Source organism: Sessilibacter sp. MAH3 (genome assembly GCF_054658275.1).
On sequence record NZ_BAAGIE010000020.1, the window covers coordinates 16,811 to 42,753 of the forward strand.

The following is a 25,943-nucleotide window of genomic DNA, read 5'->3' on the forward strand; positions in this document are numbered from 1 at the left end:
TTCAATTGGTGTTGAATGTAAGTGACGTATTGAATTTTTTTAGATGGAGATTTTAAATATTATCATGCAATGCATTTAAAATTTAATATGTCTTATTTATGCTTGTAGCCTATTGTTCGTCATATACAGTAGGCTTATTGATGTTAATTCTCAAATGAACGATATTGCGTACAATTAGCGCTCATTTGGGTGTAAATTTAATCATTTGTCAGTTTTTATGTTTTCTTAGGTTTAGGTTTTCTTAGGTTTAGGTTTTCTTAGGTTTTCTTAGGTTTAGATTGGAGAGCACGTTGAGCGAGATAGAAAAAGTACTGGGTATTTATACCTTATCGAAAAAAAGTCCGACTTTGGCCAATCTAAAACAAGCGCTGCCAGAACCCAGTATCCACGGTTATCAAGTCTGGTCATCAAGTTTTTTAATTATGGATTACCTTAATCAAGATCCGTTAAACAAAGGGTCGAAAGTACTTGATATTGGCTGTGGTTGGGGCATGTTAAGCATATTTTGTGCAAAAACATTTAAAGCAAAAGTTACCTCAGTAGACGCAGACGAGTGGGTTTTCCCTTATTTACGAGTTCATGCTGCAATGAATTCGGTAAAAATAACTACCAAAACTTGTCGATATGAAGATATTGATTCAACTTTATTAAAAAAACAAAATTTCATGGCCGGCGGAGATATCTGCTTTTGGGACGACTTAGTAAATCCTTTGTTTACGGTGATTAGTAATGCCGTTGAAAATGGAGTTGAACGCATAATTATCGCAGATCCGGGAAGATCGCCCTTTATGAAGCTCTCAAAAAAATGTAAGAAAGCATTTGGCGGTAAGTTAATCTCTTGGTCGATTACTTCGCCTAAAAAATACAATGGCTATTTGCTAGAGATAGACAATAGGAAACTCTGATTAACCTAGAGTTTCCCGCGACACAAGGAAGTGTCGCCAATTTCAAGAACTGTAAGTGATTGAAATTGTGAAGAAATTGGAAATCACATTTTCAATTTCTGTCCTCTGATTAAATCATGGATGAGTTAATCAGAGGATCCAATAGAAAGAACAAATAAGTCGATGTAATTTAGTTTTATACTTAGACTTTAAAACAATTACGGAAATGCACTTTTACCGTGAGTTTCGGTAGGCGGGAATGCATCATCGGCCTCTAGAGTTGTAGATTATTGAGTTGTGAATTATTTAAATGGTGCAGAAACTGAAAATCCTATTTTCAATTTTTGCCCTTTATTTAAATCCTGTTAAATCAAGAATGAGTTAATCAAAGGTATTTATCCAGAGAGATACTTATCGTCTAGTCAAGGGTGGAGATAGATACTCATGGTTTGACCCGCTATTTCTGTAACTCAATAAGCTCAAAAAAACCAGAGTCGTTCTCGACAGTATTAAAACCACTGACTATGGTGATTTATCGGAGAATCCGTGTTAACCACTTGTTTTTTAGCAACCATTTTCTAGCAAATAGATCAAACTTACACATGTAAAGTATCACATTCATTTTTTTGTACATTCGAGACGAATTTATTCAGTTAGAGTGATCATTAAACGAGTTTAGTACGTAAATCCGTTTGTTAGATAACACCCTTTTATTTTTTTGATTATTTTTATTTCCGTCAATTTTAAAGTAATGCTTTTTCAAAAAGTATATACCTTAACCATTAAATTATTTTTAAACGTGTACTTTTACTGCAATTATTTTCGTGCCAAGAAATTAATTGTACCATTTTTTATTATAAACACTAAGTTGTGCAGTGGATAACTCTGAAGCAATTATAGAAAACTCTGATTAACCCGGAGTTTTCATCGGCACAACGCTGTGTCATCAATATCGAGAACGGTAAGTGATTGAAATTGTGAAGAAATTGGAAATCGCATTGTCAATTTCTATCTTATGATTAAATCAGAGATGAGTTAATCATAGGTTCTTATAGATTCTCATTCATTATTGTGGTTAGGTGTCTTAGCATCGTCGAATTAGAGGTATTTATTCAGAGCCAATCGTTTGACGACGATAAAATCAATTTTTTCTTTAATAAGCAAAATTTAGTCTAGACTGACGTTAACGACCTTAAGGAAGGTTTTATTTTCATGACCCATGAAATACTGATCATTGGTGGCGACGGTGATCTAGCTTTACGTAAGCTTTATCCGGCGTTATTTGCTTTAGAAGTAGCTGATCAGCTGATTGATGTGGGGAAGATTACTGGCGTGTCTCGGGCGCTGGCCAGTAGAGAAGATCTTCTGGAACGTATGTTGCCTTGGCTTAAGTCACAAGCAACGTTTTCTGAAACAGCTTGGCTGCGTTTTCAGGACCGGATCACCTGTTTACAAGGTGATGCTACTAATCCCAGCACGTTAGAAATATTCAAACAGAATTGTGATGAAACCAGTTCAGTCATTGTATATTTTGCCATTCCACCGAAAATCTTTGGTGCAGTCTGTAGATCTTTAAAAGAAGCAGGACTTGCTAAACCAAGTACACGGCTGGTAGTAGAAAAACCACTAGGTTCAAGTTTGGAGACGTTCCTTGGCGTAAACGCAGAGATGCGTAATGGATTTTCAGAAGATCAGATTTATCGCATAGATCACTATTTAGGTAAGGAGCCAGTACAGAATTTATTGGCATTGCGTTTTGCGAATATCATGTTTGGCGCGGTTTGGAGTAATAACTTCATTGATCATATTCAGATAACCGTTGCCGAACGCGTTGGATTGGAAGGAAGAAAAGACTTTTATAATGATATCGGTGCACTTCGCGACATGGTGCAAAATCATCTTCTACAGGTTGTTTGTTTGGTAGCGATGGAGCCACCAGCAAGTCGTGATCCGTTTATGATTCGCGCCGAAAAACTCAAAGTTTTGAAGTGTTTGCGGCCAATTACTGCCGATAATGTGAAAAAATCTACCGTACGCGGCCAGTATACAGAAGGCTCGGTCAAGGGTGAGGTTGTTCCTTCGTATAATGAGGAACTCAATTCAGCCGATAAATCGGACACTGAGACATTTGTGGCGCTGCGCGCCGAAATAGATAACTGGCGATGGGCGGGAGTACCGTTTTATTTGCGCACTGGCAAGCGTATGCAAACCCATAAGTCCGAAATTTTGATTCAGTTTAAACCACCAAAGCATGTAATTTTTGGAGCAATGCACGAAATGAGTCCAAATCAGTTGCGTATACAGTTGCAGCCTGACGAGGGTATTACGTTGCATTTTTTACGTAAACAACCAGGGCTTGAAGAGTTAACACTTGAAGAAGTGGAATTGAATCTAACAGTCCCTGAAGCAAGAAAAAAATACAGTTACGACGCTTATGCTCGATTAATGGTCGAAGTATTAAAGGGTGATCAAACCTTATTTGTAAGCGCAGAAGAAGTTGAAGCCTCTTGGCAATGGATTGATCAAATCATTGAACAATGGCAAAAAGCGGGCATGAAAGTTCAGTCATATGCAGCCGGCACGGCAGGCCCGGTCGATGCTGCTGTGATGATGGCCCATGACGACCGTCACTGGAGCACTTTAGAATCATGACTTTTGAATTTAACGAGTTTAACAGCCGCCACGAATTAGAAATAAATCTTACCGAAAAGGTCGTAGCGTCACTTACAGCTGCCATTGAAAGCAAAGGTGTAGCGACTTTGATTCTATCCGGTGGGAACACGCCACAGGCATTTTTACACAATCTATCCGAACAGGATTTAGATTGGTCCAGTGTGTATGTCACCTTGGCCGATGAGCGTTGTGTGATGGAGTCTCATCCCGACAGTAACGCTGGCATGGTCAAACGAACTCTAATGCAAAATCTCGCAAAAGAGGTAAATTTTGTACCCTTATACATTCAGGGCGAATCGCAACTCAATTGTCATCAACGCTTTATTAATCATCGAGTTTTATGTGAAACCTATGACGTCGTTATTTTAGGTCTTGGTGAAGATGGACATACAGCATCGATATTTCCGAAAGCCATTGAACGCGATCAAGCGCTTAACATTGATACCATGTTTAATGTACTTTTAACCAATCCAGTTACCGTTAAACCATTACGATTGACCCAAACCAGAAAACGTTTGTTAAACACTAAAAATCTACTGTTGCATTTTGTCGGTGAAACCAAGAAAAATATCTTTGATTTAGCAGCTCGAGAACTTAACCCTAATTTACCTATCAGTTATTTTATTCATCAAAAAATAACGCCTTTATCAGTTTATTATTCACAGTCGTAATAGGAAACTCTGGTTAACCTAGAGTTTCTCGCGACACAAGGATGTGTCGCCAATTTCAAGAACGGTAAATGATTGAAATTGTGAAGAAATTGGAAATCGCATTTTCAATTTCTGTCCTCTGATTAAATCATGGATGAGTTAATCAGAGGTTCCAATAGTTTTTTATTAGCAGTTGAATTAATTATTGATAAAAAATAGCGTAAGCCTAGCAGTCAGTCGCTCTGCAAATTTACGTATTGAATGGTGTGGTCAAAATACTAAATGAATTACGAGACTATTCAGCGAGTAACGTAATTCATTATTCAGAGAAGTCATCGATCTCGACAAGAATATCTTTGGCGAACGCAAAATGCATTGTAGAACACGCCGCCAAGAAAAACTGTAGTTCTGAGATTTAACCTATAATGCCGCGTCGAGTTCTGACTGTGGACAGTTTAAATTTGCTCTCAGTATTTTTCTGAATTATTTCCCAATATCAGTTTTGACCCAACAGGAGCAGTTTACCTACAAAAAACGTTGTTTGTGTGATCGATTATTGGATAGGAATTTCTGCCACCTGACTAATACATGGATGCGTTAATCAAAGGTTCCGATAATGTCAAAGATGGAATAGATATTTACGACGAGTTAAAAACTACTGAATTATCAAATGCCGCATGTGCCTTTAAAAGGCCACGACAAGTGTCTTTAAAAGGCGGTAAATAAATTGAGTTTATTTATTGCTATCGAATTCAAATGCCCAATATTTTTGCATTTCTAAGAACATAAACGAGGCCGACCAAGTAATTAATACCAATCCACAAAGTGCTTCGATGCCCGATAAAAATCGAATAGGACCAAAGGGTTCGATATCGCCCGTTCCTAAAGAAGTGAAATTGGTCAATGAATAGTATGCGCAATCGAGTAACGAACCATCAAAATTACCACGCAACTCGCCAATACCATCGTATTGCAATAGTCCATAATAAAACACAGCAAAAACCCAAACTTCTATGGTATGCGCTGTCATATTACCAAGTACACCTAGAACTATTTTTAAGCGAGGTCGAACGGCGAGTAGGGGTAATTTTTTAAATAAAAATCGTAAAATTTCGTAATGAATAATAACCGTAAGAGAAACAACAATACTATTGATCAGTAAAATTAACACGATTTAACGATATTTCTTCTAAATTAGTTTAAATGCCCATTTTTCCCAAAATATCCATAACTTCACGAATAAGTCGCGCTGCATCAGGATGATCGGTTTCTAGCTCGGCAGTCTTTTGATTCCAATGTTCAAGTAATCCTTCGTCGAGGTCCGTACTAAGAACGGGTTCGTTCATTTTTGTTAAAACTTCGTCGATGAGGTTTAAATGCTGATCAGTTTGAGCGTGTACTAATGCTTTTTTTTCCGCTTCTAAGGCTGCTTTCAACTCAATTAAACTATCGTTATTGTTGCTCATAAGTAAAACTCCGGTCTATCACTTATTTTAGCGGTAGATTATCAGAAATTACCACACCGTGCTTGGCTTTGGTTAAATGATTCTAAACCAAGCGACTCCGATTTTATGGTCACATTCACAGGTCTTGATAGAATTCAAAGCTTAGATAGAGAGATTCTTAAGAATAAAACTGAATTAGATGTGCGAGGATTGTTTGTCGGTTTTGAGGTTACGAATTATTGAAGTGCATTAACGAAAAAGGCCGCAGTTACGCGGCCTTGAAGAATACATTGGATTATTTCTGCAACAGGTTCTCAGAAGCATCTTGCCAAAGCTTTTCGGAATTTTGCGTATTGTGGTCAAGTTTATCCGGATTAAATGGCTCTGGATGATAACGCAGGTATTCAGATATTACATTTCCCCAAGATTGCTCAATGGTTCTGCGAATACGAATACTGCGGCGGCTACTTTGGAATAGCTTGGCTTGGATATCGGGAGTAGGGTAGATGGTAGGATCGTTTTTGATCTCGTCATCTACATACTGAAGTGAATTAGTAACGGCATTTGCATACCAAATGTAATTGGTATTTTTTGCAGCAATTTCGGGACGAAGCAAAAAGTCGATAAACTTAAGCGCGGCGTCTTCGTTACGAGTTAATTCGGGAATGGCCAGCATGTCTACCCAAAAAACTGTGCCTTCTTTTGGAATAACATATTTGATTTTGACACCGTTATCAGATTCTTCGGCATTAGCCATGGCTTGGAAAATATCACCACTCCAACCAATAGCAACGCAAATCTTACCGTTAGAAAGATTGTCCAGAAAATCTGCGGAATCGAATACGTTCACGTACTGAGACAATTGTTTGAAAAAGTCACCAGCAACATTTAGGTAGTCTGAAGTTTCTTCAGAATTGGGGTCTTTTTTCAGGTAATTTAAACCAATTGAAAGCATTTCTGTGGGTTCATCTAAGAACGATACACCGCAAGCACTCAATTTTTTTAGATTTTCGGGTTTAAAGATTAGGTCCCAGGAGTTTACCGGCGCATTAGGTCCAAGAATTTTACGGACCTGCTCTACGTTGTAGCCGAAACCGGTTGTGCCCCACATATAAGGTACGCCATGGGCGTTTTCGGTATCGAGTTTTGCAATATTTTTTAAAAACGTTGGATCAAGCTCGCTGTAATTTTTTAATTTACTTTTGTCGATCTGTCTAAATAATCCGCGCCGAAGTTGCTTGGCCATAAAATCAAGGGAAGGTACCACGACATCGTAATTGCCGCCGCCAAGGTTGATTTTTTCTTCAACTTCAAGATTACTGTCATAAGTATCATAGATGACATCGATACCAGTTTCTTCTTCAAACTGACTGACAACGCCTTCGCCGATGTAATCACTCCAGTTGTAGACTCTCAGAGTGTTGGAATCATCTTGAGCGATTGTGTTTAAACTTATCGAGGCTAAAAAAGTAGCGGTTAAAAAACCTAGCTTCCTCATGTCGTTAAATCTCCTTGCGCGCAATTTAAACCCTTTTATGCCTACTAGAGTAATATTTGCTCAAGTTAGCGGGAATATATGGATTTTTACGGTTTAATGTTTGACGGACTTCAAATAAATTCGCGAAAACGCGATACTCTAGCGTATATTTTTTAGGGTGCAATGATTCTTTAAAATGTTTTTGATTTTTTGATTGAATAATCAAAAAAATATAAATTTTTCAGAGTTAAATTCCACGATCAACGAAGAGATCCTTTACTCACACGACCGGAGCCTATTTGTACGTTATTTTTGTCTAGTGTGAATAATAATCTGGAACGTTTTCGATATCACGCAGAGATTAATCGATCAAAGAACTGGCTAATAAGCACTTTATGCAGTAGTTTTACGTATATATGCTAAGACTGACAGTATAGCTACTTTTAAATAACCACAAACAGCAACAATTACTTATTGTTATTTTGGTATTTTGCCCTAAACATCTAGAAAACCGCCAACGCTATAGCGTTTGGTTATGAACTGCTGGGAAACATTACCGCTCAAGTGTTCGTTTAATGTTCGACGAGAAAACAGCAGAAACACGTAAATGGAAAGAGAATTTTGCCCAGAAAAAAAACTGTAGATAAAAACAACAATTCTAATAGCACATCAATACCCGCGGTCGACCCTCACGCTACCCGCGAGGCCGAACGCTACGAAAATCCCGTCCCCAGTCGCGAATACCTACTTGAAGTAATAACTAATCATCAGGGCCCCATTACCCACGAGCAGATGTGTGAGGTTTTGGCGATTACCGATGAAGATTTAGTCGAAGGCGTTCGCCGGCGTTTAATTGCTATGAGCCGCGATGGACAAATAATCAGTAATCGACGCGGCGCGTTTGGCGCACTCAGTAAAATGGACTTGATTCGCGGACGCGTTCAAGGGCACAAAGATGGTTACGGTTTTGTTATCGACAATGAAGGCGGTGAAGACGTCTATTTAGCCAATCGCCAAATGCGCGCAGTATTTGATGGCGATGAAGTAGTAGTTCGTGCCGACCGACGCGATAGACGTGGCCGTAAAGAAGGTACCATTGTTGAAGTTATAACCCACAACACGACGCAAATTGTCGGTCGCGTTTTTAGCGAGTCTGGAATCCATTTTGTACGCCCAGACAATCCTCGACTGACCCACGACGTTATGGTAACCAAAGAAATGCTCTGCGGTGCTAAGCGCGGTGAGTATGTTGTCGTAAAAATTCTACAACAGCCCAGTAAAGACAGTTTGCCCACTGGTGAAATCACTGAAGTGCTAGGCGCCCATATGGCACCGGGCATGGAAATCGACGTAGCAATAAGAAGTCACGGTATTCCGAGCATCTGGCCTTCAGATGTATCTGCCGAAGCCGAATTGTTACCCGATGAGGTCGATGATCTTGATAAGCGTAAACGCGTTGATTTGAGGCATTTGCCTTTTATTACTATTGATGGCGAAGACGCTCGTGATTTCGATGATGCGGTGTACGCGGAGAAAAAACGCTCGGGCGGATGGCGATTGTTTGTTGCCATTGCCGATGTGTCTCACTATGTAAAACCTAACAGTGCCTTAGATCGAGAAGCCATCAACCGTGGTAATTCCGTTTACTTTCCCGATTTTGTAGTGCCGATGCTTCCCGAGGCATTATCAAACGGTTTGTGTTCGCTCAATCCTCACGTCGATCGCTTGTGTTTGGTTTGCGAAATGACGGTAAGTGCACAAGGCAAGGTCAGTGGTTTCCAATTCTACGAGAGCGTTATTCATTCTCACGAGCGCTTAACCTATACCAAGGTTGGGCAGATGATTGACCAGAAGAGTGATATCAATAGCGGTATCCGTAAACAGTATCATCACGTCGTTGGGGTAACCGACGAGCTTTATCAGCTCTATCTAAGTCTTCGTACAGAAAGAGATCAACGCGGCGCGATTAATTTTGAAACCGTTGAAACTCGAATCTTGTTTGATCAAAACCGAAAAATTGAAAAGATTGTTCCTGTTCAACGCAACGACGCACACAAACTCATTGAGGAGTGTATGCTCTGCGCGAATGTTTGTGCAGCAAAACTGCTTGAAAAAGTCGAGTTAGAATCATTATTTCGCGTTCATGAAGGGCCTTCTGACGAAAAGCTGGAAAATCTTCGAGAGTTTCTTGCCAGCAACGGTATTTCCATGCGTGGCCGAGGTAAGCCTAAACCTTCGGACTATCAAACCATTTTGGATTTGATCAGTGATCGACCCGATGCGCATCTAATTCAAACAGTAATGCTAAGAAGCATGTCGCAGGCGAAATACCAGCCCGATAATCAGGGCCACTTCGGTTTATCGTATGGTTCTTATACACATTTCACGTCTCCCATTCGTCGCTATCCAGACTTATTGGTGCACCGTGCGATTCGGTTCTTGTTGCGTAATAGTGCCGATGCAGCGGCATACGTCGAGTTAGCACCGAAAAATTTAAAGTCCATCAAAGGCGCCGCAAAACTCAAACGTGAGCAAATCTATCCTTATGACATGGCTGCTATGCTGCAATTGGGCGAACAATGCTCTCTTACAGAACGTCGTGCCGATGATGCAACGCGAGAAGTGGTAAGTTGGCTGAAGTGCGAGTATCTGCAAGATCGTGTCGGCCAGGAGTTCGAAGGTATTGTTAGTGCCGTAACCAATTTTGGCTTATTTGTTGAGCTTAAAGATCTGTACGTAGAAGGTTTGATTCATGTAACGGCGTTACCTGGCGACTATTATCACTACGAACCCGCACATCACCGTTTAATTGGCGAAAGAACGCGCAAAGTTTTTCGTTTGGGTGACGAGCTAGCGGTTAAAGTTGTTGCCGTTAACTTAGATGAGCGCAAGGTAGATTTCGAATTAGTGCGAGAAAAATCTACCGGTAAGAAGAGCACTAAAATCAGCCCCAAAGCGAAACTACTCGCTGGCATGAACTCGCAAGGGCGCCAGAGTAAATCTGGTGGAAAAAAGCCGGCAGCTGCGGCTAATGGTGCCCGAAAACGTACAGCCAGCCAGACGCCAACGAGCGATTCAAGAGCGCTGAAAAAGAACCTAATGGCCCAGGCGCGTCAAGAACAAAAGCAAGCTGCTGAGATCTCAAAAGACTCATCTTCAGAAAGTCGCACAAAGCCTAAGCGGGCAACCCTGCAATTGAGCAATTTTGTAGACACAGCTCCCGACGGTCGGAAATCTAAGTCGTCAAAACGGCCAGCCGTGGCCGCAAAGGCAGGCCAACCCAAAAAGTCCTCGGGTAAGAAAAAAACGTCAAATGCTAAAAGCACGGTTAAAACAGGTAGAAAACCAAAGTCGTGAATCCTTAAGTGGCTCAATATTGAGGTCGTCTACTCACTTTGGGAGCCACTTATTCCTGCAATTAACGGTCAATTTGCGGACTTGGATTAACAGATTCTAATCTGCCTACGTGGCCTTGTTTTAATACCGAATTGTTTCAGATACGAATTCAATTAACAGCTTGAGCAAAAAGTCTTTAAAATGCGCGCTTTACTGCATTGAGAAGAGAATTTGCTTTGTCTAATTTAGAATCCGTTTTTGGATTGCACGCTGTTCATTCGTTGCTCAAATCCGCTCCACATAGGGTGGTAGAACTTCGTGTTCTTAAAGATCGTAATGATCGTCGTATTCAGCAAATTTTAAGTCTTGCTGAGCAAAATGCCATTCCTGTTCAAACGCTTAAACGCGCTACTTTAGATCAGCAAATTGATGGTAATCATCAAGGCGTTGTTGCACTCGCCAAACCCGGTGAAACCTACGACGAATCACGTCTAGGCACCTTATTAACGGCTGTTGGTAGCAGAGCATTGTTCTTAGTGCTCGATGGCGTAACGGATCCTCATAATTTGGGCGCGTGTTTACGAAGTGCCGAAGCCGCGGGTGCTCATGCTGTAATTGCGCCTAAAGATAATTCTGCTTCACTAAACACCATTGCCCGAAAAGTCTCCAGCGGCGCTGCGGATACCATTCCGTACATCACGGTAACTAACCTAGCTCGTACTTTAAAATCTTTACAAGAACAGGGCGTTTGGGTGATTGGGGCGGCAGGCGAAGCAGAGACGGAATTATATTCCATGGATCTCTCAGGCTCCGTTGCCTTGGTAATGGGCGCAGAGGGCAAAGGGCTGCGTCGTCTAACGCGCGAGACCTGTGATTATTTAGCAAAACTGCCCATGGCCGGTGAAGTGTCTAGTTTGAATGTTTCAGTTGCCGCAGGAATTTTTCTGTTTGAGGCTGTGCGCCAACGTCGATAAGACTAAATTTTTTTATCTTGCGGTATTAGTCAATAATTCGTCTATTGATAACGCTAACCTTTAGAAAATATGCACGGTAGTCGAAGTAGCTTGTGATTTTGAATCAGCATATCAACATGAATAGCAACACATTAACGTTAAAATCGTATATCTGGGTAAACCCTTTTAGAAATTTAATCGTCTAGAGATAAAACCCAAAGTCATAAAACAAAATTGTTTTTTCGAATGTGCTTATATCACCAAAAATAAATACATTTGTCCTAAAACGATCACTGAAATTTGATTTTGGATTTTAGATGGGAGCGAGAGTTAGTTATTTGCACCGATAGCATAGGTTCAATCTAATAAACGCTCGTGATTAAGAGGAATCGTTTATGTTGATTTCTACGTTTAGATCTCGATAACGTCGATTTTTATTATCAAGTTATCAATACAAAACGATTTCGTCGATGGGGTACACAAGACCTTACTTGTACTCATAACTTACTCACTTAATTATCAAGCCTTACGACAAGGCTAAATGGAATCACCGTTCGTAGTATAACGTTTTGAACATTGGAGTTATAAACGCAGTGACTACAAAAATGGTTAGTTACTGCGTCTGTCTATAAATTGGGAATATTATGAAATCTTCGGGATTAAAAAAATTTTTTAAGATCGCAGTACCTGTTTTGATTATTGTGGGTGGTTGGGGTTTATCCAAAATAATCGTTGCTGTGGCAAGCCCAAATGAAGAATCTACGGTTATTGATTCAATACCCACCGTTAAAGTGGAAAACGCCGTCGGCGAAGACTATCAGATGGTACTTACCGCTCATGGCGAAGTTGAGCCCATAGAAATCACACAGCTTTCAGCCAAGGTTTCGGGTGAAGTAACTAGCTGGCACGAGAACTTCATTGAAGGTGGACTGATTCAACGTGGAGAGCTGCTTTTTACCATCGAAAAAGATCTGTATGAAGCCGCTGTTCTGCAAGCTGAGGCCGCTTTAATTTCCGCCGAGGCTGCTTTAATAGAAGAAGAAGCTATGGCCGATGTTGCTCGTGATGAAGCCAAGCGTAATCCAAATAAAAAATATACCGACCTGTTTCTGAGAAAACCGCAAATTTTAAGCGCAAAAGCCGCGGTTAAATCGGCAGAAGCGCAACTCAAAGCTGCCAAGCGCGACCTTGCCAATGCTGAAGTGTACGCACCCTTTGATGCATTGGTTGTTGCCCGTGATATCGGCGTTGGCCAGTTCTTGATTGCAGGCTCTTCGGTTGCAACAATTTACAACATTGAAAGCGCAAAAATTGTGGCACCAATCCCAGGATTCGACAGTGTCTTTTTACCAGAAAGCTTAAATGGCACACCTGTTTCGGTCTTTGATCAAGGATTAAAGGGTGTTGAACGTAACGGTTTTATCAAACACGATTTAGGCGTTGTCGACCAAGACACACGTATGTCGAGTTTGGTCATTGAAGTGAAAGATCCTTACAGTATTGATTCTGGTCTTCCGGTTTTAAAATTTGGCAGCTATGTTTCTGTGCGGTTTGCCGGTAAAACGCTGCCACATGTTTATAAGTTACCGCAAGATTTGGTCAACAATAAAACGGTATGGGTGGTAAACAGTGATCTTCAACTAGAGCCAAGAACCGTTCAAGTAATTCGTGAAGAAGATAAATATTTTATTATTAATTCTGGCCTTACCGATGATGATCGAATTGTCACTACACCACCGGAGTACCCACAAAAAGGAATGCCGGTAAAAATTCAGGATTCAACACCAGAAAGCCCAGAAACCGACTCGCAAACCAATCTGAGTTCCCTCTAAGTTAATCACGGGATTTTACAGACATGACTGATATTCAAGACAGTAATTACTTAAGTGATGTCGAAAGCGCCGCAGCCTTTGAGGACTCAAAAAAAGGTGTAATCGGTTATTTCGCTCACAACCCCGTCGCTGCAAATTTGCTAATGGTGACGGTCATTATTCTTGGCTTATTTAGCTATTTCACTCTGCAACGGCAGATGTTTCCTAACATCGAAACCAACAGAATCGAAATTCGGGCTACCTATCCGGGCGCTTCTCCGCGTGAAATCGAAGAAAGTATTCTGGTTAAAATAGAAGAATCTTTAAAAGACGTAACCGAAATTGAACGCAGTATTTCTAGAGCGTTTCGAAGCAGCGGTTCAGTTTCTTTAGAAATTGATAGCGAAGAAAGTCTGACAGACGTTCTAGACAAGGTAAAACTGCGAGTCGACGGAATTGCTACATTTCCTGCGGCAATGGAACCTTTAGTTGTTTACCAACGCGAATTCCAACAGCCTGTACTTGATTTATCGTTGGTGGGTGATTTACCTGTTTTCGAATTAAAACCTATTGCGCAAGAAATTCAAGACGAACTGCTGCAATTATCAAACGTAGCTTTAGTGGAATTAAACGCGCCAGAGTATGAAATTGGTATCGAAGTTCCGCCTGAAACTTTACGTAAATAATTGCAGATGTTGCGCAGGCTATTCGCGAATATTCCACCAATATTTCTGCCGGTGAATTACGAACCGGTTCGGGAATTATTTCGGTGCGGGTTGAAAATCAAGCCTACCACGGTGAAGACTTTTTGGATATTCCCGTAAAACTGGGTGCCAACGGTGCCAAAGTATTATTGGGCGATATCGCTGTTATTAAAGACGGATTTGAAGAAGGTGAAAATTACTTCAAATATTCCGGTCTTAACGCGGTACATATGAATGTAAATGCAACGAAAACACAAAGTGTTGAACACGTTGCCGACAGCGTTTACAAATACATTGAAAAGAAAAATGCCGAATTACCCGAAGGTATCGAGCTAAAAGTTTTGGTTGATGTAACCTATTATCTGGATGCCCGTTTAAACATGATGCTTGAGAATTTAGCACTGGGTGCTGTTCTCGTGATGATTATGTTGACCATCTTTTTGCGATTTAAACTCGCATTGTGGGTAATGGTAGGCTTGCCAATTTGTTTCCTTGGCGCATTACTGTTAATGCCATTGCTGGGCGTAACCATCAATATTGTGTCTTTGTTTGCCTTTATTATGGTGTTGGGTATTGTCGTTGACGATGCCATTGTAATTGGCGAAAGCGTATATACCGAAATTGAAAAAAATGGCGGCGGTGTAGTTAGTGTTGTAAGAGGTTCACGTAAGGTGGCAACACCTGCAACATTTGGTGTATTAACCACCATGGCTGTATTCGCGCCATTTACCTTGTCATCCGGCCCCGAAAGCGCGTTTTTCTTCGGTATTGCCGTGGTTTCAATGTTGTGTTTGTTCTTCAGCTTGGTCGAATCAAAACTGATTTTACCTGCACACTTGGCACACACTCATTTTACACCGCCTAATCCTAATGGTTGGCGAGCAAAATTTAATAATCGATTCAACCATTTTGTAAACGTTAAATATAGAAAAGTTGTTGAGTGGTGTACTCGTAATCGTTGGCCGGTTTTCGCAAGCCTGATTGCGTTTTTTATCATGAGTTTAGCGCTTGTTACTTCAAACCTCGTGCGTGTTATTCCCACACCTCAGGTGCCTCATGATTTTCCAAGTATTGTCGTAGAAATGAATGAAAACTCTTCCGACGAAGCTATCGTGGAAGCGCTACAAACCATCGAAAAAGTGGTTTGGAACGTAAACCAAGAAGTTATTGAGGAATATGGTCGTCCTGTTGTTCGAGATGTTTTAGCGTTCAATATCTCTCGTGACGAAGGTCGTTTGTTGATTCCTTTGGTTGACGAAGAAGTTCGAGATTTAAACGCATTTGATCTTTCTCGCAAATGGCGTGAACAAATGCCGGTTATTGCAGGTATGCGTTCGGTAAAAATTCTCGATGATGTTAACGATCAAGACGATGGCAACAACGAAATTGCTTATTTGTTCTACGGAGCGGATATCAATGAATTAAACGCTGCTGGTCGTGAATTTATGAGCATGCTAAGTCAACAAACCGGCGTGTTTGACCTAAGCTCAACTATCGATCCAGCATCAAAAGAAGTTCAACTAAGATTACTCCCGGTTGCTTACGATCTAGGTTTAGACCTAGCGGACATCGCGAATCAAGTCGGTGTGAGTTTTTACGGTGGTGAAGCGCAACGAGTTATCCGTAATGGCGACGAAATTCGCGTAATGGTGCGTTATCCAGAGCTCACCCGTGAAGCGTTTTCTTCATTAAAATACACGGTAATTAAAACGCCCGCTGGCCGAGAGGTAATGTTAGGTGATGTTGTCGAACTGATTGAAGTTCAGGGTATCAGCTACATTCGTCGTGAAGGTGGTTATAGAAGTGTATATATTGGCGCCTCTATCGACGAACAAGTAATTGAACCGAGCGAAGTGGGTAAAAATATTCGCGAAAACATTTTGCCCGAGCTATTTAAGAAGTTTCCCAATGTTAAATCTAAACTCAGCGGTGATTTAGAAGAGCAACAAGCGCAGCAAATTGAGCAAGTGGCGTTCTTTTTCACAGGGTTGTTGTTGGTATACATTCTTTTAGCGATTCCGTTAAAGAGCTACTCTCAGCCACTCATTATTATGTCGGTAATTCCGTTCAGTATTATCGGTGCACTATGGGGCCATTTCTTTATCGGCTTAGATTTAAGTACCATGTCAACCTTCGGTTTAATTGCCGCCGCTGGTGTTGTCGTTAACGATAGTTTGGTAATGACGGATTATGTCAATCAGTTAAGAAAAGAAGGCGTTAGTATTGCAGATGCTGTTATTGAAGCTGGTTGCGCGCGTTTCCGAGCGATTACGTTAACTTCGATTACAACGTTTGCTGGTGTAATGCCGATTATGTTTGAAACAAGTTTACAAGCAAGATTTGTTATTCCCATGGCCGTTGCTTTAGGCTCATCGGTTTTATTTGCGACTGTACTAACCTTGTTGATTGTTCCTTGTTTGTACTTAATCTTGGAAGATATCAAAGCTCTGTTTGGCAAAATATTCGGAGCAATATCTCGTTTGGTTCGAAAAGTACCGGTGAACAATACCAGCGATACACCTACAGAAAAGACCGCATAATCGGTCTTTTCTTAGACTAACTGCCTTTCAAGATAGTACCATTCCCTAGCTAGGAAACTTTACGATATTGGTAAGGTTTCCGAGCTCCTCCTCTTGTTTAATACAGCCTTTTATTCTGCGCAAACTGTATTTTTTATATCCCTAGCGATTTAATTAAGCAATCACCGAGTAGTGGAAACCCTGATTTTTCAGGATCTTGGGAAAACGTCACCTACTTAAAGAAGATATGTCATTAAAGTTGTAGGGTAGGTCATTAACGTTGCGAATGAATTGGAATTGTATAAACAATTTCTGCTCTCTGATTAAACTACTAATTCAATCAGAGACTTCTATATATTGAATAGCGATATCAGAAAAATTTAAGCGTCAATCTCACTTCTTATTGAGCTGCTTTAAATCTTGATTTACCTGTAAAAGTGCTTTCATCGTGTTAGATTGAAATTCTCGCTGATACAAAATCCAAACAACTATGGCTACAGAAATAACAAAAAATATCGGATGAATAAACCAAGATAACGCCGCCATCGAAAAATAATACGCACGTAAACCAAAATTATAGCTGTGTGACGCTTGGTCTATTATTTTAGCACCATGGCGAACCAAAACTTCGTATTCCGACTGATCAGCATCTTTAGAAAATAACGGTGAGGCGCCAATCATTACGCCACTAAAACCAAATTGTCTGAGTGACCAAGTGAACGTAAAAAAGGCATAAATAAAAATAAATGCTAGTAGAAGTAATTTAAATTGAACAAGTTCTGTAGAGTTATCTGCGGAGATATGCATACTCGATAACATATCACTAACCTGATCCGCAGAAGTAAGTGCCGTAACAATACCCGCCAGAACTAAAATGCTGGTACTGGCCATGAAAGCAACATTTTTTTCCAGATTTGATACGATAGATGCATCGGCTATGCGTTGCTCACGTTTAAGCATGGCTTCCATCCAACTCAATCTTAAACTGTGCATGGTTGAAGCAATACAGTGAGACTTTTTGGCCATGTGTCGAGCAAATCTCGCGTAGCCAATCCAACAGGTGAAAAACCAAATCAGACAGCCAAGATTTATCCAGTCGATGTTTTGTAAATTAACGGTGTAATTAGCGATAGTCATTTAATGTGAACAAGTTGTTTGTTGAGTTATAAATAGGCTGACTTTTCTTTATACCAGTCAGCACACAAAAAATTGAAAAAGTTGTCGTTAATTTTTAACAGTTTCAATTGCTTATGGTTATTGAAATTATCGTTATGTCTTTGTTTCGTAAAAATCTCAAGATTAATGAATGTTTCGAATATTTTATAACGAAATCAACTTTTATACCTAATCAACAAAACACCATTATTGCTCAAACACTTACTGTTTCAGTATGAATAATGATTCTCTAACATTGAATACTGACTAAACATCAGAATCGGATTTCTTATGTTTTTCGGCTTCATCACGTGAATCGAGCATGTCAGCGACTTGAGCCGGGTAGGGTTTTGCCCATAAAGGTGGGCGATGATAACGCCCAACGACCGAAGAGAGCGCAATGAATCCGATGATAGACCACAACACCTTTTCGAATTCGAGCACAAAACATCCAAAAAGCACCACTATGATATCCAAAACAAATGTGGTTTTACCCGGATGCCATTTAAAACGTTTTTCTAAAAACAACACCATAATATTGAATCCTCCTAGGGATGACCCGTGGCGAAATAAAATAATAATTCCAAAACCGACCAATAGGCCGCCAATTATTGCCGTCATAAAATCTTGTTCGGTATTGATGTGGAAATACAACCTCAAGATTTCACTGATGCCGCTTAACAATGTAACACTAATGATCGTTCTTAATGTAAACGCCAGCCCCATCTGCAAGAGTGCAAGAATGTAAAAAGGTATATTAATTAAAAAGAAAATTTGACCGAAAGATAACTCGGTAATATTAATTAATATAAGACCAAGCCCCGCGGTACCACTGATCATCAGCTGTGCGGAAGCTAATATGTGAATGCCTAAAGCAACTAAGAAGCAACCTTCAAGAATTGAAAGCCATCGATGAGATTCTTTTAAATAACGCTCTTTACGCGCAGGTGTCATTTTAATTCCTTGGTGCTTGTAGCACTGGTATTTTTGCATGCATCAACAGAACGGATAATTCTGAAGCGCTTATGATGAAGATCAAATCTTCGTCTAATCTATAGCCAATCCTGCCTTAGTTGGGTAGTCGCAGGCGTTGGATTTGACTGAGACGTACTTTTGGTACACCTCTTCATACATATTTGAGGAATCTAAATGCGAAAAATATATAACACTTTTCGAAACCAGAATTAGAATTAAAAGTGGCTATAGCTAAATACGCTAACTTATTAAACCTGTAAGTTTTTCGGCCGATAGACCATTAACTAGCTAAAGCTTCGCTTTACACGCATGTTAAGTAAGTAAGATTTGGATTGATCAATACAGTGAAAAATTTGTTATTGGCGATTATCAATAATAAAAGAGATGTACCGTCAACAATTCGAAGTCTTTAGAAGTATATGAAACTCTAATTAACCTAGAGTTTCTCGCGATACAACGATGTGTCGCCTGTTTCAAGAACGGTAAGCGATTGAAATTGTAAAGAAATTGGGAATTGCCTTTTCATTCTCTGTTCTCTGATTAAATCACGGATGAGTTAATCGGAGGTTTCTATACAACAGTGTGATTGTAAGCCTTTGATTGATAAAGAAAATTGTAAGTAACATTGAATTATTCAACGTGACAAGTAGATGAGCGAGAGAGAATAATGATAAGAAATTTATCTATTCAAAATAGAATGATACTGCAATCGGCGCTGGTAGCGCTTGGCCTTGTGGTATTAATGTTTGATGGGCTTTCTACTTTGAAAGAAACTCTCTACCACAGCCGCACAGCAAGTACAGAAAACGTGGTATCTACAGCGCACAGTATTTTAGAGCGCTATTACAAACTGGAACAACAAGGCACCTTATCTCGCCAGCAAGCACAAGAACAAGCGAAAGAGGCCGTAGGTGCATTGCGCTACCAAGATGGTAATTATTTTTGGATTCAAGACATGAATCTAAAGATGGTTATGCATCCCATTAAATCCGAGCTTATTGGCCAGAATTTATCCGAAATAAAAGATTCGGCTGGTAAAAATCTGTTCGTTGAAATGGATCGTGTGGTGAAAGAGCAAGGAGCTGGATCGGTGTCTTACATGTGGCCCGCCATTGGTTCTCAAGAAATTGTAGGTAAAATCGGTTATGTCATCGGATTTCAGCCATGGCAATGGATTGTAGGTTCTGGAGTTTACACCACCGATATCGAAACTGCATTTTGGAACGAGGCGCCAACCCAAATTGTAATCAGTGCGATAATAATTGTCATAGTTTTATCCTTTTCAATTTATATCAGTCGCTCCATTTCTCTACCTTTGCAATTAACCTCAAGAGCTCTTAAAGATATTGCCGAAGGCGACGGTGATCTAACAAGAAGATTAGATGTAAATGGTAATGACGAACTTGCCGAAATGGCTAAGAACTTCAATGCCATCGTAATAAAAATTGATAATACGCTCGCTGAAGTTGCCCATGCCACAGCCATGGTTGAGACCTCCTCGAAGGAGCTCGACTACAATATGCAAAACAGTAAAGAGGTGTTAGATAAACAACAGAAACAATCAGAGACCGCCGTGCAGGCTATAATGGAATTGGTGCAAACCGTCTCTGAAATTGCTCGAAATGCAGAAGGTGCAGCATCTTCTGCGCAGGAAGCCAATCGCGAAGCCGAGATGGGTCAAGGCGTTGTCGAGCAAGCAAAAGCATCGGTAAATAATCTCGCGGAAGAAGTTCAGCAAGCCGCGATGGTTATTAAAAACGTCAATACCGACAGCCAAGCTATCTCATCCGTATTGGAGGTCATTCGCGGAATTGCCGAACAGACCAACTTACTTGCGTTAAACGCAGCGATTGAAGCCGCTCGTGCGGGTGAGCAGGGCAGAGGATTTGCGGTTGTTGCCGATGAAGTTAGAACTTTAGCGGCAAGAACTCAAAGCTCAACTGAAGAAATTCGATCTATGATTGAATCCTTGCAAAATGGCAGTGAAAAAGCCGTAATCACCATGGACAACGGAGAAAAAACCACGGCCATTACAGTAGAAAAAGCTGCCGCTGCTGGGCAATCGTTATCATCCATAGTTGCGTCGATTAATTCTATTTCAGATTTAAATTTACAAATTGCCAGTGCCGCCGAAGAGCAATCAGCAGCGGTACAAGAAATTGATCAAAGTATTAGCTTGATGGCTAACTACTCTAATCAATCACATTTTGGTATAGAAAAAACCGCCGATACCACCCGTGAGTTGGCAGAGTTAAGCAGTCGCTTACGACAACTCGTAGGGCAATTTAAATTAAGTCGTTGATAGAAATAACCTCTTTCTGTGCCGGTGACAGCGTCACGATATAGCGTTTATCCGAAGGTAAAACTGTAGGTGTAAACGGATAACAGGTGATTAAAGATATTTCATTTTTCGAATCGGAAATTGGAATTCGGCCATCAACCGGTACAGAAACCTCGGTGTTACTAACCGTATACTCAGTCCAAGATCCCTGATCATTTTGTATTCGAACGATATCACCAATTATTAAATGTTCTAAAAATTTAAAATGCGTGTCTTTATGCCCTGCGATAATTCTACTGTGATTAGGTAATGGGATAGAGTGATTAACGCTTACATGGCTAGATACCACAGGTAGATTTTCACCAAATACCTCTTGGTTGGTTACTCGTCCTGGACCAAAGGCCAACGACTGTCCATGCATTCCTTCTAAAATAAGATAATCAATATTCAATTTCGGAACTGTCATTCGAGCGACGGGCCAAGTATCGGCCCAGGACCAAGGTTTAAAAAAATATTCCTTTCGATTTATTGCTGTATTTTCCAGAGTACGACTCCAGGCATTATTCAGTAATAATTGTGCGGTGTAAGCCTTAATCTGTATCCAACCCGCAGAGACAAACATAAAAATACTCGCAAAAAATACCAATAGAGAAAGACCTCTAATTATTCTGTTTCTCGATGACAACATGGTTAACATGAGAGAACCTCTGAATTTTTGCGATTAAAGTTTCGTAATAGTAAGCTTGTGATACTTAAAATAAGGCCGAGCAATATAAACAAATTAGTTCTAGTATCCGTTTGAGGTACCTGTGTCAATTTAAGACCAGCAGGTGTATCGAGTGGTACCGCAGATGTGTACAAAGGGGCTGCGACCGGGCGAGAAATTTCGGTCTCAATAGCAAGCAGACTGGTATAGGCGGTTACCAAATTATGTTTAAGACCTAACTCAATAACCTCAGGCTTTATGGTTGCCTCGGGTTTCCCGACAATTATTTGATCCATTAAGTCTTCAACTTTTTCTTTTGCCCAAAGTTTATCGATACCCGTACGCTTTGGCTTATTTCGGTTAAAGTCCAATATAATTTGTGATTGCCATAGAGTTCCATCTGAAAAATATCCGTGTACGTCTACATTCTCGGCACTTAAAACTCCTTGTTTAGTACTTTTAATTGCCACAACTAAAGGCTCATCTTTGTATAAATCGGTAATTTTTTGTGGCCAAACTTCAACATGATCTGGCCAGTTTATCTGAATGTTTTGTAAAGCCGCGCTTTCTAATTTTTTAAAAAGCTTCTGCATTTGCGTGTTAACCTGTGTAATATCTCCAATGTGAACGTAACTACCTCGACCAAATTTAGCGGATTTTTTCATAAAATAACCATTTGGAGCAGAACCAATGGCTACCGTAAATAAACGTGCTTGATCTAAGCGTTCGTAAATTAACTTTAATAACTCCTGCTCATTGGTTACCGCGCCATCGGTAATAAACACAATTTGCCGTAAATACTTTTCCTCACTGGTTGCGTTAAGAGCAACTTCTAAAGCCGGTCTCATTTCAGTACCGCCATTCGCATCTAAGGTAGAAACAAATTGAATCGATTGTTGAATGTTGCGCGAATCCGCAAATACAGGATGTGAATACAAGGCACGAGTGACAGAATTGAATTCAATTATATTAAATTTATCCGTAGGTTTAAGACGAGATAGTGCGAGATTGAGCGCATTTTTAGCTTGATTAATCGATGCTCCACCCATTGAGCCAGACGTATCAATTATAAAGCTTACCGATCTGGGAATTGTTTCGACTATTTCTGAAGGTGGAACTAGCATCAATAAACCAAAATTGAGGTCCGGCCGGTAAAAGTGTTGGAATTAGCCACTTCGAGTATAACTAACTGAATAATAAAGATTTAATCAACCAGCAACTCAAATGACATTGGTTTAACCTGCTTGGTCAAATCCAGCTCAAAGCTTCCCAATCTGCCCAAGTGCTCGGTATGGTACGGCGAGAATGCGGCCATGAGGTCGCGGGTGATATTGTGGCCCTCCGACTTCAACTGGTTAAACACTTCCGTCATCGCGTTCACGTTGTATAGGATTGTGAAGTTCGCCAGCAAATGATTGTATTTCACGATTTTGCTTTGCTCATGCTTTAGGTTAGCGGGAATTTTTCCGGCATTCGCAAAAAACAACCAACGTGCAAACTCGTTGAACTCCTCACTCTTACAGGTCGCTGCCTGGATCGTTTTGCGTAGATCAACATCGGTGATGTATTCCAAAAGGAACATAGTTCTGACCACTCGCCCGAGTTCGCGGAACGCAAAATACAGCTTGTTTTTCCGGTTCTTGGTGCCGAACCGGCGCAGGATTGTCGAGGCGGTAATTTTTCCTGCTTTAACGGACATAGCTGTTCGCATCATATCCGCATAGTGCTTTTCAATAAGGTCCCACTTGATAGGCTCTTTGAACAAGGACTGAATATGCTTAAGCACCATAGCGCGGTCAGGCTTGTAGAAGCTGAGATCTTTGATATTTCGGATACGCGGCATGAGCTTGATGCCCAGTAGGTACGCCAGGCCAAATACCGGTGTTGATTGCGCCTGCGTATCCCCGTGAACGGTGTCTGGATTAAAATCTGATTCGTCGTTGAGCAGACCGTCCAGGATATAAATCGCCTCGTAGACACCACAGGGGATAAACCGGCTGAACAACGCAATGTAGGTATCTGAGACGTGGTAATAGGCAATGCCGCCATAGCTGCCGTAACGAATATGGTATTCCGATAGTAAATTATCTTCGTAGAGATCCCAGAGCTTGCCATCAGCGGACACACTGTTGCCCGAACCCCAACACTCAATGAGCCGGTATTTCTTGTACTCGCTGTTGATCTTAGCAATCGCTTTATCGAGACGGGCTTCCGTAGTGCGCTTTAAGTTAAGCCATGCAACTTGCTTGCGCGACACACCCTGCACGGATCGCACGGTTTCGGTAGGGCCAATATTGGTGCCGTAACAAAACACCGTCAGAACAAAACGTAACACCGGGTCGCTGATACGTGACTCGAAACCCGACAACGGGCCAAAATGTTTGTTCAAGTTCAACCATTTTTCGACATTAATGATTACATCGAGCAGGTTGATCTTGTCCAAGCGATCGCGCAAGAGCGCTCCAATTTCTTCGACCTCTGGCGAAGGTTGATCCGGTTTTGGTTTACCGATAATCAGGTTCCCGTTTTCTATACGGACCAGTTCATCCTCTGGAAATTGGCTATCAGCTTTCTGGCAGCTCGCCTCCATGGACTCCTTCAGTGTTCTTGCAAATTCAGTATCACCGGCGATAAGTCCTACCTCCTCGCAATAGGTAGGCAGCTGCGCCTCGTATTCTTCCCAGGTGATCATTTGCTCCCGGTAATCATCGAAGGTTTCACTGTAGGGAATGAACAAGTCACCGGTACTCAGTTCTTCGGCGATCCGTTCAAACACACACAGCTCAAAACAGGTTTTATTGACCTCGGTGACTTGCGCTGATTTAGTCGATTTTCCTGTGACCAGTTTCCACCAGCTTTCGCGAATCCAGCGAATGTTGATGACATTTTTGGAGGATGGATCGTTTGGATCACTTTGAATGGACAGGAACTCGGCGCGCCGTTGTTTGTATTTCAAAATAAATTGAAATGCATTCAGCAGATCCTTGTCTTCCGTGGACGAAGCCAGATTGAGTATTTCAATCGTGCGAAACAACGTTGATCGCTGCTTTTTGTAGAGTTGAACCATGAACGGCAAGTAGTTGTTACCCGCGAACGCCATGTAGTGTTCACACATTTGCAGCAACTGATCGCTGTTCTTTCCCAGGACAGGATCAAAAGCTGACACCGATTCGGGTTTATCCAAATAAACCTTGACCGTTCCAGTCAGCACAGAAATCAAATGATCAGTTTGCTTTTGATGGTCTGCAAGGTATTTCTCCAACAGTTTCTGCGCCGAGCGATCCATTTTTAACAGCAGTTTGATAAAAATATCGGCGGCATTATCCAGGGTTCGTGCGTATTGGTGCCGGATTAAAACGATGACCAGAGCGAGTCGCTTGTTCAGCTTTAGCTTCATCAATTCGGCGTAATCCAGGGCCTTGGCCTCGTCGATAAACTGCTGGTGTTTCACCGGTGGCAACCCCAAATCCGCAGGCAGTAGTGTTTGCAGGGAGGTCAGCCATTCCAGGTAGTGGATGTACACATGGATATTGCGAGGAGTTGGGCGTTTCGGTTCATTTTTCAGCGTGCTCCAGCCAAAACCATTCGGCCCGGTGCTGGAACGGAGAATATCCGTGATGCACTGGCGACTTTCAGCCGTCAAAAATTCACACAGTTGACCGTAATACCGGGTGTTGACTTCCGCTCTGGCTGTTTGGCAGATTCGCTCAAGCACGCTGAACGCTGGCAACTCGTATCGCTCCTTGACCAAGTATTCCAACGTGACATTGATGATATCCGGCAGGGCTTCTTTAGTTGTTGCCGCCTCTTGCGCCCAACTCTTTGTTAATCCGGAGGTCTTGGCTGCATCGTAGGGTTTTATATCGAGACAACGTCGAATCAGTTTTACATGACGATCCTTTGCCCCTGACACGTAATAGGTTTGAAGATCCTTGAATGATGCTCTTGAACGACACTGGCTTTTGATGTGTGCGATGATGACGTTTGGAATTTCACCCAATGTGACAAATCTGCCTAATCGTTGGGTCGTCTTTAACTGGATTAGTAATCCCAGAAAGGAAGTGCTCGCCCGTTTGCAATGTTTCACAGCAAACTGCTGCTCTTCCGGTGTCGGTGTGTAGACATCCCCTAACTCGACATGCGTGATATCTGACTTGATCCGCGGATAGGCTGTCTGGTAAATGGCCGCCATCGATCCGCTACTTTGTTAATGGCAGTTTCAGTTGGGACAGTTTTCGCAGGTGGGCTAGTTGCAGGTTTCTGGTCGCCATTTGGTTTTCTCTTAATTTAGTCACACGTCACTCAGCGCCGGATCAATAACGTCCGTGTCCTTGATTGGTTGCGCCGAAGCGAATGGTATGCCCCCTAAGAGAA

At 41.3% G+C, this 25,943-nt stretch carries 17 protein-coding genes; 9 read left to right on the top strand and 8 right to left on the bottom strand.

Translation table 11 applies throughout. From position 1 onward, the window contains the following. The first annotated feature begins 290 nt into the window (after positions 1-290). The 3 genes from ACYQ2C_RS12805 (at position 291) to pgl (ending at position 4,228) form a co-directional block, all read left to right on the top strand. A complete protein-coding gene (locus tag ACYQ2C_RS12805) occupies positions 291-905 on the top strand; it encodes a class I SAM-dependent methyltransferase (protein ID WP_460049406.1) in 615 nt (204 codons plus the stop codon). Positions 906-2,096: 1,191 nt separating this feature from the next. After that, positions 2,097-3,536 (top strand): glucose-6-phosphate dehydrogenase, encoded by a 1,440-nt coding sequence (gene zwf, locus ACYQ2C_RS12810; protein ID WP_460103128.1) that lies wholly within the window; start codon positions 2,097-2,099, stop codon positions 3,534-3,536. Beyond that, a complete protein-coding gene (gene pgl, locus ACYQ2C_RS12815) occupies positions 3,533-4,228 on the top strand; it encodes a 6-phosphogluconolactonase (RefSeq protein ID WP_460049404.1) in 696 nt (231 codons plus the stop codon). The genes zwf and pgl overlap by 4 nt, the downstream gene beginning before the upstream one ends. Positions 4,229-4,940: 712 nt before the next feature. Here pgl and ACYQ2C_RS12820 read toward each other — a convergent pair. The 3 genes from ACYQ2C_RS12820 to ACYQ2C_RS12830 all read right to left on the bottom strand — a co-directional run bounded on the left by ACYQ2C_RS12820 (position 4,941) and on the right by ACYQ2C_RS12830 (position 7,150). After that, positions 4,941-5,378, bottom strand: coding sequence for an ion channel (locus tag ACYQ2C_RS12820; RefSeq protein ID WP_460049403.1), 438 nt, complete (start codon positions 5,376-5,378; stop codon positions 4,941-4,943). 28 nt (positions 5,379-5,406) lie between these two features. Further along, the gene (locus ACYQ2C_RS12825; RefSeq protein WP_460049402.1) at positions 5,407-5,673 is read right to left on the bottom strand and encodes a DUF4404 family protein; all 267 of its coding nucleotides are present in this window, start codon (positions 5,671-5,673) and stop codon (positions 5,407-5,409) included. Between the two features lie 274 nt (positions 5,674-5,947). Beyond that, entirely contained in the window at positions 5,948-7,150 is a 1,203-nt protein-coding gene (locus ACYQ2C_RS12830) for an extracellular solute-binding protein (RefSeq protein WP_460103131.1), read from the bottom strand. Between the two features lie 600 nt (positions 7,151-7,750). On the opposite strand from ACYQ2C_RS12830, the gene rnr reads away from it, so the two are divergent. The 5 genes from rnr (at position 7,751) to ACYQ2C_RS12855 (ending at position 16,473) form a co-directional block, all read left to right on the top strand. After that, positions 7,751-10,486, top strand: coding sequence for a ribonuclease R (gene rnr, locus ACYQ2C_RS12835; protein WP_460103133.1), 2,736 nt, complete (start codon positions 7,751-7,753; stop codon positions 10,484-10,486). Between the two features lie 215 nt (positions 10,487-10,701). Beyond that, positions 10,702-11,439: a 23S rRNA (guanosine(2251)-2'-O)-methyltransferase RlmB gene (rlmB, locus tag ACYQ2C_RS12840; RefSeq protein ID WP_460103135.1), complete on the top strand. Its 738-nt coding sequence runs from the start codon at positions 10,702-10,704 to the stop codon at positions 11,437-11,439. A gap of 623 nt (positions 11,440-12,062) precedes the next feature. Continuing rightward, complete coding sequence (locus ACYQ2C_RS12845) at positions 12,063-13,250, top strand: efflux RND transporter periplasmic adaptor subunit (protein WP_460103137.1); 1,188 nt, start codon at positions 12,063-12,065, stop codon at positions 13,248-13,250. A gap of 23 nt (positions 13,251-13,273) precedes the next feature. Beyond that, positions 13,274-13,915, top strand: a complete 642-nt coding sequence (locus ACYQ2C_RS12850) for an efflux RND transporter permease subunit (protein WP_460115694.1) — start codon at positions 13,274-13,276, stop codon at positions 13,913-13,915. Beyond that, a complete protein-coding gene (locus ACYQ2C_RS12855; protein WP_460115696.1) occupies positions 13,915-16,473 on the top strand; it encodes an efflux RND transporter permease subunit in 2,559 nt (852 codons plus the stop codon). Before ACYQ2C_RS12850 ends, ACYQ2C_RS12855 begins: the two co-directional genes overlap by 1 nt. 372 nt (positions 16,474-16,845) lie before the next feature. Here the strand turns inward: ACYQ2C_RS12855 and ACYQ2C_RS12860 are convergent, their stop codons facing one another. Both ACYQ2C_RS12860 and ACYQ2C_RS12865 read right to left on the bottom strand, forming a co-directional pair. Further along, complete coding sequence (locus ACYQ2C_RS12860) at positions 16,846-17,589, bottom strand: DUF599 domain-containing protein (protein WP_460103141.1); 744 nt, start codon at positions 17,587-17,589, stop codon at positions 16,846-16,848. A 285-nt stretch (positions 17,590-17,874) separates the two neighbouring features. Beyond that, positions 17,875-18,561 carry a YitT family protein gene (locus tag ACYQ2C_RS12865; protein ID WP_460103143.1) on the bottom strand — a complete coding sequence of 229 codons (687 nt, stop codon included), beginning with the start codon at positions 18,559-18,561 and terminating at the stop codon, positions 17,875-17,877. 688 nt (positions 18,562-19,249) lie between these two features. Between ACYQ2C_RS12865 and ACYQ2C_RS12870 the strand changes: the two genes are divergently transcribed. Beyond that, positions 19,250-20,884: a methyl-accepting chemotaxis protein gene (locus ACYQ2C_RS12870; RefSeq protein WP_460103145.1), complete on the top strand. Its 1,635-nt coding sequence runs from the start codon at positions 19,250-19,252 to the stop codon at positions 20,882-20,884. Here ACYQ2C_RS12870 and ACYQ2C_RS12875 read toward each other — a convergent pair. The 3 genes from ACYQ2C_RS12875 to ACYQ2C_RS12885 all read right to left on the bottom strand — a co-directional run bounded on the left by ACYQ2C_RS12875 (position 20,868) and on the right by ACYQ2C_RS12885 (position 25,761). Next, positions 20,868-21,560: a sortase domain-containing protein gene (locus ACYQ2C_RS12875; RefSeq protein ID WP_460049394.1), complete on the bottom strand. Its 693-nt coding sequence runs from the start codon at positions 21,558-21,560 to the stop codon at positions 20,868-20,870. The genes ACYQ2C_RS12870 and ACYQ2C_RS12875 overlap by 17 nt on opposite strands. Then, complete coding sequence (locus ACYQ2C_RS12880; protein WP_460103149.1) at positions 21,554-22,693, bottom strand: VWA domain-containing protein; 1,140 nt, start codon at positions 22,691-22,693, stop codon at positions 21,554-21,556. Before ACYQ2C_RS12880 ends, ACYQ2C_RS12875 begins: the two co-directional genes overlap by 7 nt. Before the next feature lie 80 nt (positions 22,694-22,773). Next, positions 22,774-25,761 carry a Tn3 family transposase gene (locus ACYQ2C_RS12885; protein ID WP_460103151.1) on the bottom strand — a complete coding sequence of 996 codons (2,988 nt, stop codon included), beginning with the start codon at positions 25,759-25,761 and terminating at the stop codon, positions 22,774-22,776. Positions 25,762-25,943: the final 182 nt, after the last annotated feature.

Coding starts and splice junctions, on each gene's coding strand:
- ACYQ2C_RS12860 (WP_460103141.1), bottom strand. CDS start 17,589: ATGACTATCGCTAATTACACCGTTAATTTACAAAACATCGACTGGATA.
- ACYQ2C_RS12870 (WP_460103145.1), top strand. CDS start 19,250: ATGATAAGAAATTTATCTATTCAAAATAGAATGATACTGCAATCGGCG.
- zwf (WP_460103128.1), top strand. CDS start 2,097: ATGACCCATGAAATACTGATCATTGGTGGCGACGGTGATCTAGCTTTA.
- ACYQ2C_RS12850 (WP_460115694.1), top strand. CDS start 13,274: ATGACTGATATTCAAGACAGTAATTACTTAAGTGATGTCGAAAGCGCC.
- ACYQ2C_RS12875 (WP_460049394.1), bottom strand. CDS start 21,560: ATGTTAACCATGTTGTCATCGAGAAACAGAATAATTAGAGGTCTTTCT.
- ACYQ2C_RS12880 (WP_460103149.1), bottom strand. CDS start 22,693: ATGCTAGTTCCACCTTCAGAAATAGTCGAAACAATTCCCAGATCGGTA.
- ACYQ2C_RS12830 (WP_460103131.1), bottom strand. CDS start 7,150: ATGAGGAAGCTAGGTTTTTTAACCGCTACTTTTTTAGCCTCGATAAGT.
- ACYQ2C_RS12845 (WP_460103137.1), top strand. CDS start 12,063: ATGAAATCTTCGGGATTAAAAAAATTTTTTAAGATCGCAGTACCTGTT.
- ACYQ2C_RS12885 (WP_460103151.1), bottom strand. CDS start 25,761: ATGGCGGCCATTTACCAGACAGCCTATCCGCGGATCAAGTCAGATATC.
- ACYQ2C_RS12865 (WP_460103143.1), bottom strand. CDS start 18,561: ATGACACCTGCGCGTAAAGAGCGTTATTTAAAAGAATCTCATCGATGG.
- ACYQ2C_RS12825 (WP_460049402.1), bottom strand. CDS start 5,673: ATGAGCAACAATAACGATAGTTTAATTGAGTTGAAAGCAGCCTTAGAA.
- pgl (WP_460049404.1), top strand. CDS start 3,533: ATGACTTTTGAATTTAACGAGTTTAACAGCCGCCACGAATTAGAAATA.